Annotated in this window: 10 protein-coding genes; 3 read left to right on the top strand and 7 right to left on the bottom strand. The window is 70.9% G+C overall.

Annotation, left to right across the window (positions count from 1 at the left end):
* Nucleotides 1-98: 98 nt before the first annotated feature.
* Nucleotides 99-533 (bottom strand): hypothetical protein, encoded by a 435-nt coding sequence (locus QUY26_RS40415; RefSeq protein WP_289956686.1) that lies wholly within the window; start codon nucleotides 531-533, stop codon nucleotides 99-101.
* Nucleotides 534-701: 168 nt separating this feature from the next.
* Here QUY26_RS40415 and QUY26_RS40410 point away from each other — a divergent pair, with 168 nt between their 5' ends.
* From QUY26_RS40410 to QUY26_RS40400, 3 genes are all read left to right on the top strand, one after another.
* On the top strand, nucleotides 702-1940 hold the full coding sequence (locus tag QUY26_RS40410) for a helix-turn-helix domain-containing protein (RefSeq protein ID WP_289956684.1): 1239 nt from the start codon (nucleotides 702-704) through the stop codon (nucleotides 1938-1940).
* A 118-nt stretch (nucleotides 1941-2058) separates the two neighbouring features.
* Entirely contained in the window at nucleotides 2059-2703 is a 645-nt protein-coding gene (locus QUY26_RS40405) for a hypothetical protein (RefSeq protein WP_289956682.1), read from the top strand.
* Nucleotides 2700-2894 (top strand): hypothetical protein, encoded by a 195-nt coding sequence (locus QUY26_RS40400; protein WP_289956680.1) that lies wholly within the window; start codon nucleotides 2700-2702, stop codon nucleotides 2892-2894. Before QUY26_RS40405 ends, QUY26_RS40400 begins: the two co-directional genes overlap by 4 nt.
* 217 nt (nucleotides 2895-3111) lie before the next feature.
* Here the strand turns inward: QUY26_RS40400 and QUY26_RS40395 are convergent, their stop codons facing one another.
* The 6 genes from QUY26_RS40395 to QUY26_RS40370 all read right to left on the bottom strand — a co-directional run bounded on the left by QUY26_RS40395 (nucleotide 3112) and on the right by QUY26_RS40370 (nucleotide 6125).
* On the bottom strand, nucleotides 3112-3519 hold the full coding sequence (locus QUY26_RS40395; RefSeq protein WP_354670775.1) for a DUF6573 family protein: 408 nt from the start codon (nucleotides 3517-3519) through the stop codon (nucleotides 3112-3114).
* A gap of 186 nt (nucleotides 3520-3705) precedes the next feature.
* The gene (locus tag QUY26_RS40390; RefSeq protein WP_289956678.1) at nucleotides 3706-3924 is read right to left on the bottom strand and encodes a hypothetical protein; all 219 of its coding nucleotides are present in this window, start codon (nucleotides 3922-3924) and stop codon (nucleotides 3706-3708) included.
* Nucleotides 3912-4163 (bottom strand): hypothetical protein, encoded by a 252-nt coding sequence (locus QUY26_RS40385; RefSeq protein WP_289956676.1) that lies wholly within the window; start codon nucleotides 4161-4163, stop codon nucleotides 3912-3914. The genes QUY26_RS40390 and QUY26_RS40385 overlap by 13 nt, the downstream gene beginning before the upstream one ends.
* 69 nt (nucleotides 4164-4232) lie before the next feature.
* Entirely contained in the window at nucleotides 4233-4628 is a 396-nt protein-coding gene (locus QUY26_RS40380; RefSeq protein WP_289956674.1) for a DUF3846 domain-containing protein, read from the bottom strand.
* 333 nt (nucleotides 4629-4961) lie between these two features.
* Entirely contained in the window at nucleotides 4962-5324 is a 363-nt protein-coding gene (locus QUY26_RS40375) for a hypothetical protein (RefSeq protein ID WP_289956672.1), read from the bottom strand.
* Nucleotides 5325-5792: 468 nt separating this feature from the next.
* Nucleotides 5793-6125: a hypothetical protein gene (locus QUY26_RS40370; RefSeq protein WP_289956671.1), complete on the bottom strand. Its 333-nt coding sequence runs from the start codon at nucleotides 6123-6125 to the stop codon at nucleotides 5793-5795.
* Nucleotides 6126-6175 lie beyond the last annotated feature (50 nt).

Genomic DNA, 6175 nt, shown 5'->3' with positions numbered 1-6175 from the left:
GTGCGCCATCCCTTTGCGGATCTGCCGGCCACAGTCCAGGTACTCCGCCTGCCGCGCCGTCAGGGCCCCATCGGCGGCGCCCAGGCTCCGGTAGCGCGTTAGGCGCTGCCCGCGGCCACAGCCGCGCGGAACTCCTGAGTCATCAAGGCCACCGAGCCGCGCTGGACAGGGGCCGGGCCCTGCTCGCCCCACACCTTGTGCAGCGCGGACCGCATCCGGTCGTTCATAGCGTCCTCGATGACGGCCTGGTACTCCTCGGGCACCTCGCGCACGTCCTGGACGACGACCATAGTGCCGTGGCGGGTGCCGATCATCCCGATCGTCGTGACCTTCCAGCCGAGCTGCCGGGCCGCCTTGCGCATCGCGGCCCGGATCAGCTCCACCCCGCCCAGTCCGACGGCCTCCTCGTCATCCAGATTCACCTGGTACGAGCCGCCGAATCCGGCAGCTCCTTCCGGGCAGTTGCGGCGCAGCAGGGGCACGAGGGCCTCGGCCATGGCGGCGCAGCGCGGGTCCTTCGCGTACGAGGCCATCGTCTGGTCCTTTCCGAACGGCCAGGCTCTCAACGGCTGACCTGGAACCCCCGGCGCGCCGGGGGAGCTTTCGAGGGCTTCATCTGCGTCAACAGCACAGCGGCCCCCACATCCGGTGAGGGCCGCTAGGCGTACCGTTCTGAGTGCCTAGTCCAGAACGGAGTCAGTATGCCTCTCTCCAGTGACGAGCACATCGGTACGCGTGTACGGATCGCCAGAAATGCTGCGGGGCTGACGCAGGTTGAGCTCGCCGGCTTCGTGAGCCGCACCGAGGCGTGGGTGGCGAATGTCGAGAGTGGCCGTCAGCCGCTCGACCGGTACTCCGTGATCACGGCGATTGCGGATCGGTGCGACGTGGATGTGGTGTGGCTGCTCGGTCAGCCCTACCGCCTGCAACGCAACGGCGGCCACCTCGCGCACGCCCACATTCCCGCGCTGCGTACCGGCCTGCGCCGGGCCGGGCTGATCCTCTCCGGGCATCCTGGGCTGAGTCCCCAAGGCCCGCGGGCGGATGTCACGGCCCTGCGGGCCCGTTCGCGTAGGGCCAACGTGGCCCGGCAGGCGGCCGACCTGCCGAAGGTGGCCACGCTCTTGCCCCCCATGGTGGAGGACCTAAACACCGCTCTCCTGGTGGCCGACGAGCAGCACCGCAGGGACGTGCTGAGGCTCCTGGTCGACGCGGCACGTACCGCCCGGATGGCCCTGAACCAACTCGGATACCCGGACCTGGCGTGGATCGCGGCGGAGGTGGCGGCCGGCGCGGCCGCGCTGCTCAACGACCCGGTGATCAAGGCAGCGGTCGCGTGGGACCGGTGCGGTGCGCTGCTCCATCAGGCGTCGCTGCGCGAGACGGTGGCGGTCGCCGACGCGGCCCTGCAGGACCTCGAGCCGTACGCCACGGGGCACCGCGCGCAGGCGCTCTCCCTGCGCGGCGCGCTGCACCTGCGGTGCGCCATCGCGCACGCGCGCGGCGGCCGGACGACGGACGCGTGGGCGCGGATCGACACCGCCCTCGCGGATGCCGACCGGCTCGGCGACGGCTGGTACGACGTCGACCAGCACACCGTGTTCGGCAGGGGCACGGTCGCCGTGCACGCGGCCGAGGCCGGCGTCGAGGTCGACCAGCCCGACACAGGCCTGCGGCGAGTGCCGGACGTCAACGTCAATGACGTGCCCAGCCGTGAACGGCGCACGCACTTCGCCATCGACGAGGCGCGGGCCCTGCACCGCATGGGCAAGAGCCCCAGCGCAGTCACCAAGCTGCGGGCCGCGGCGGCCGAGGCCCCGTACTACGTCCACGCCGACCCCATGGCCAGGGCCCTCGTCAGCGACCTCGCCCGGACCGGCGTCCCTTCACAGGCCAGTGCGCTCTCCGGACTGATCCGCCACATGGAACTCGTGAGCTGACCCGCCATCACCCACCGGTCAACGCCCCCTAGTTTTTCTAGGGGGCGCACTGCGTCCCGGCCCCCATCCTCATGGGCATCACAATCCGTGCCTAAGCGATCACATGGGGGTGTCGGCGATGGAGCCGATCAACACCCGCGCTCCGGCTGCTGCCGCTCGCGCCTACGTCCAACTCGGCTGGTCGGTGACGTTAGGACACCGACTGCGCCCCCGCCAGGGCTGCACCTGCGACAACCACAACTGCCCGGCCCCCGGCGCACACCCCTACGTCACCTCATCCCCCCGCCTAGCCGAGGGCACCCTCGAGGAGGCACTCCAGTCGACACCCGGCGGCTCCCTCATCGCCGCCACCACCCACTTCGACGCGGTCCTCGTCCCCTTCCGGGTCGGAATGGTGGCGATGCTGCGCCTCGACCGCATCAGCCTCGTCCCGTGCCTGGTCACCCACCAACAGACCGCCGCACTGCTGGTGCTGCCAGCAACAGGCCGGTACGCGGCCGTGCACGACAGCGTCGAGGTACGCACCGGACCGGAGGGGTGGCTCGCCCTCCCGCCGAGCAACGGCGCCATCTGGGACACCCCACCCTGGATCGACGCCACGAACACCCCGCACACCCTCCTCAACGGCCACGACGTCGGCCGCGAGCTGGAGGTGGCGTTCAAACTGGCCACGGTGACCGCGACGGCCGCCCAGCCGACAGCGTCAATCGGCGTGACCACCCCACTGCACGAGCCCCTCCCCCAACGGACGATCGACTCATGAACACCACCGACCAGGCCGCAACGCATGCGGACGAGCTGTACGCGCACTACATGGCGCACCTCTACAGCTGCCCTCCCTGCCAGCGAGAGAACTACTGCCCGGCGGGAAACTGCCTGCGCATCGCATGGAAGCGTGCCCAAGGCGCCGCGAGCCGCGCCTACCGGGCACACGCGGACAGGAGGCACCGGTGATGCGCGACGTGAGCGACGCCGTACGCGTCTTCCTCGTGCCGTCCGCGGGCGCGCTCACCGTCGAGCAACACTAGGCGTTGCGTACAGGGCTCCGGATCGGTTCCAGTTTTCAGCTAGGAGCAGGGCATCCAGCTCGGGGGCCTCCTGAAGCAGGCACTCCCGGAAGTCCACTCCTGCGACGGATCGGGAGCGCCGTCGCGGGAGTGGTCTTCTCCGGTCAGTCTTCGTTCGGCTGCATGATCGTCATGACGGGCTCGGCGTGGTCTCCGGGCCCGATGTGGGCCACAAGCTGCGTGCGGACGGCGTGCTGGGCTTTCCCGTCGCGCGGAACGCGGTCGAGTTCGATCGCGGCGCGGTGGCCACCCGGGCTGCGCCGGATGCCGAAGCGGGTCGTGGTCAGGACGTCCCACAGGCGGCCGGTCTCGTCCTGGGGGGGTCTGGTGGCGACTGTCCTCCTCGCTCCACGCGACGCAGTCCGCCCAGGCGGCGGCGGTGAAGGCGACGTGGACCCGGAAGCCCGCCTCGCGGGCCAGGTCCTGTGGGACTTCCACCAGGGCGCCGTCGGCGATGCCCTGGGCGCGGGTGTAGGTGTGGATGACGGGGCCGAACAGGTCGGTGAGGTCATCGGCACGGGTGTGCTGCTCCTGGTCGGGGGTCCAGCGCTTGGCGTCGGGGCTGGTGCCGTCGTCGTGGGCCGCGCCGGGGATCAGGGGGTTGGACATCGTGGGGCCTTCCGTGTGTGTCTTCGGTCGGTCCCGGTGGCGGGGTTGCCACTCCCCCGCCACCGGGCGGCTTGCGCTTGCTGGTCTGGTCAGGCGGCGAGGACGTCGTGTCCGAGTACGACGAGCCGCAGGGAGATGTCGGCCGCCGCCTGCCGGTCCTCGCCGGGGTGGGTGAAGGCTTCGAGGTCGGGCCGCCAGGTGAACTCGGCGCCCGTGATGACGGTGCAGGTCAGGTCGTCGAGGTCATCGGTGCACTCCGGGGCGACGACGACGGCGCCGAGTCGGGTGTCGACGGTCACCACGAACATTCCTGCTCCCCGGTGTCGGCCTCGGTGCGGCAGTGCTGGCGCGCGAGTCGCGCGGCGGTGTCCGCGTCGGGGGCGTCGACGTCCATGGCCCACCGGGTGAGTTCCTCTTCGCTGGTGCTGAGGATGATGACCTCGTCGGCGATCGGGCCGGGTACGACTCCGGCGATGAAGATGTCGCCCAGGTCGACGTCCAGCCGCAGGCCCATGACGGTGAAGGTCTGGCAGGAGGTGCGGTGCACGGGGGCTCCTCTCGGTGGCTGGGGGCGCTGGCTCCCGGAAAGGTCCGGGAGCCAGTTGCGTGGGCTGGGTCAGGAGCGGCGGGGGTGCGGCATGAGGCTGGTCGGGGCGGTCTCGAGGTACATGCTGATCAGTGCGAGCGCCTGGGTTTCGCTGAGCCCGGGGGCGTTGCCGGAGGCGTCGGGGGTGCCGGTGACGGCGACATCGCCGAAGTACGGCGGCGGGGTCGGTCGGTAGAGGGTGATGAGGCCGTGGGCGGCGCGGTTGGCCTTCTCGCCGAGGGTGGCGGCGTCTTCGTCGACCCAGAGGGTGAGGGTGGTGGTGAGGTCGACCGGCCGGGCGGTTTCGCAGCGCAGTACGTGGCGCGGGGTGGTGGCGGAAGACCAGGTCATCAGGCGGAAGGCGCCGGTGGGCTGGATGAGTAGGGCGTAGCTCTGGTCTTCGGTTGCGGTAGCCGTCGTGAACATGGGTGTCTCCTGAAGTGGAGTGTGGGTCTTCGGTGTTGGGGCCTTGCCACAGGACCAACCAACAAGACAACTATACATTCTTTGCATCACACATGGTGGATGGGGTGGAACTTTTTCTTGCGCGTTTCTGCTGGCCGGAGCGGACTTCCGGCTGCTGATCCGGCTCAAGAGGCGGGGCGTGTCGGCCAAGCGCAATGCACTGGCCCGGATGCCGGGCATGGCCAGGCGGAGCGCCGGCGCCAGAGGACGGCAGGCGCCGGGGCGGCCCGTCCCCGCCAGGGCGCAGTTCAGTCGAGCGAGGCCCGCCCCGCCCGGGGGCGGGCCTCGCGGGGGTCACCCGAGGAAGGTGTGGAGGCTGGTCACAATGTCGGCGACGCGGGCGGCCAGGGCAGGCAGACCGTCAGCCGCAGACGCTCCGTCCAGCTCGGTGCGGCTTCCCCCGCGAGCGTCGTCGGCGATATAGAGGCCTCCATCTTCGTCGACCGCGAGCAGGTAGCCGCCGCCGGACTTGCCCTCCTCGCCGATGTGGGCGCTGACGCCCCAGGGCAGGGACTCGGCATGCCAGGGCGTGCCGAGGAGTTGTACGGCGGCTCGGCCGATGTCGGAGATGCTGAAGTCGTACTCGGTGCCGGGCGCGGGCTGGTGGCGTCCGTGGTCGGCGGCGTGAGCACGCTCGAAGGCGACGATCGCGTCCACGGTGAGCGTGGCGGCGGCCTGGTGCAGGACGCTGCGTTCCTTGCGGTGCGCGGCGGAGGCGGTGCCGACGGCTTCGATGGCGGTAGCCAGGTGGTGCGCGGCGCCGTTCCAGGTCTGGTTCCCGGTGCGGGCCGCCGCGTATCCCGCGAGGGCGGACAGGCTCTGAGCGAGCCTGTCCGCTCCCTCGGGGCGGCCGAGGGTGACGTAAGCGCCGTACGCGGCACGGGCCTTGGGGGCGACCGGGGTGATGGTGTCGCTCTGAAGGAATGGTCCTTTCGGTTCGGGTGCCTGCTGGCGCGTTGAGGCGGGGCGGAGTACAGGGGAACAGCCGCGTCCGCGTGGGGATCGGTGCTGGACGGCTGCGCGGCGCCTGCCGGTCCGGGGCGACTTCTTGGCGCCCCGTACGGGGCCGCAGCGGGTGGACCGGCGGCTGATGGGGCGGCGCTCGGCGTCAGGGGTGCTCGATGTTCACGCGGCCAGTTCGACCTGGTCGAGGCTGCGCTCGTTGATGCAGAGGTCGCTGGTGCGTCCGGTGGGGTCGAGGTCGTCGAGCCAGAGGTCTTCGTTGTCGGCGAGGTAGTCGTGCAGTTCGTGCTGGTCGGCGGCGACGCAGGCCGGGACCTCGACCTCGGAGCGGAACTCGTAGGAGACGGTCTCGGTGACGGTGAGTTCGACGACCACCGTGACGTCCGGGCCGTCGTCCTCGGTGTCGTCCGGGTCGGCTGCCTCGTCGGAGCCGGTGAGGACGGGGTTCTGGCCGCCGGGGAGCGGGTCCCGGTCGTGGTTGTGCGGTGCGGACATGCTGCAGGCCTCTCGGTGAGCGGTGACTGGTCCGGCGAGGGGGGCGGCCC

Source organism: Streptomyces flavofungini, from assembly GCF_030388665.1.
Lineage (GTDB): Bacteria > Actinomycetota > Actinomycetes > Streptomycetales > Streptomycetaceae > Streptomyces > Streptomyces flavofungini_A.
The sequence above is the reverse complement of the archived record's forward strand: the minus strand, read 5'-3'. Positions and strand labels throughout refer to the sequence as shown.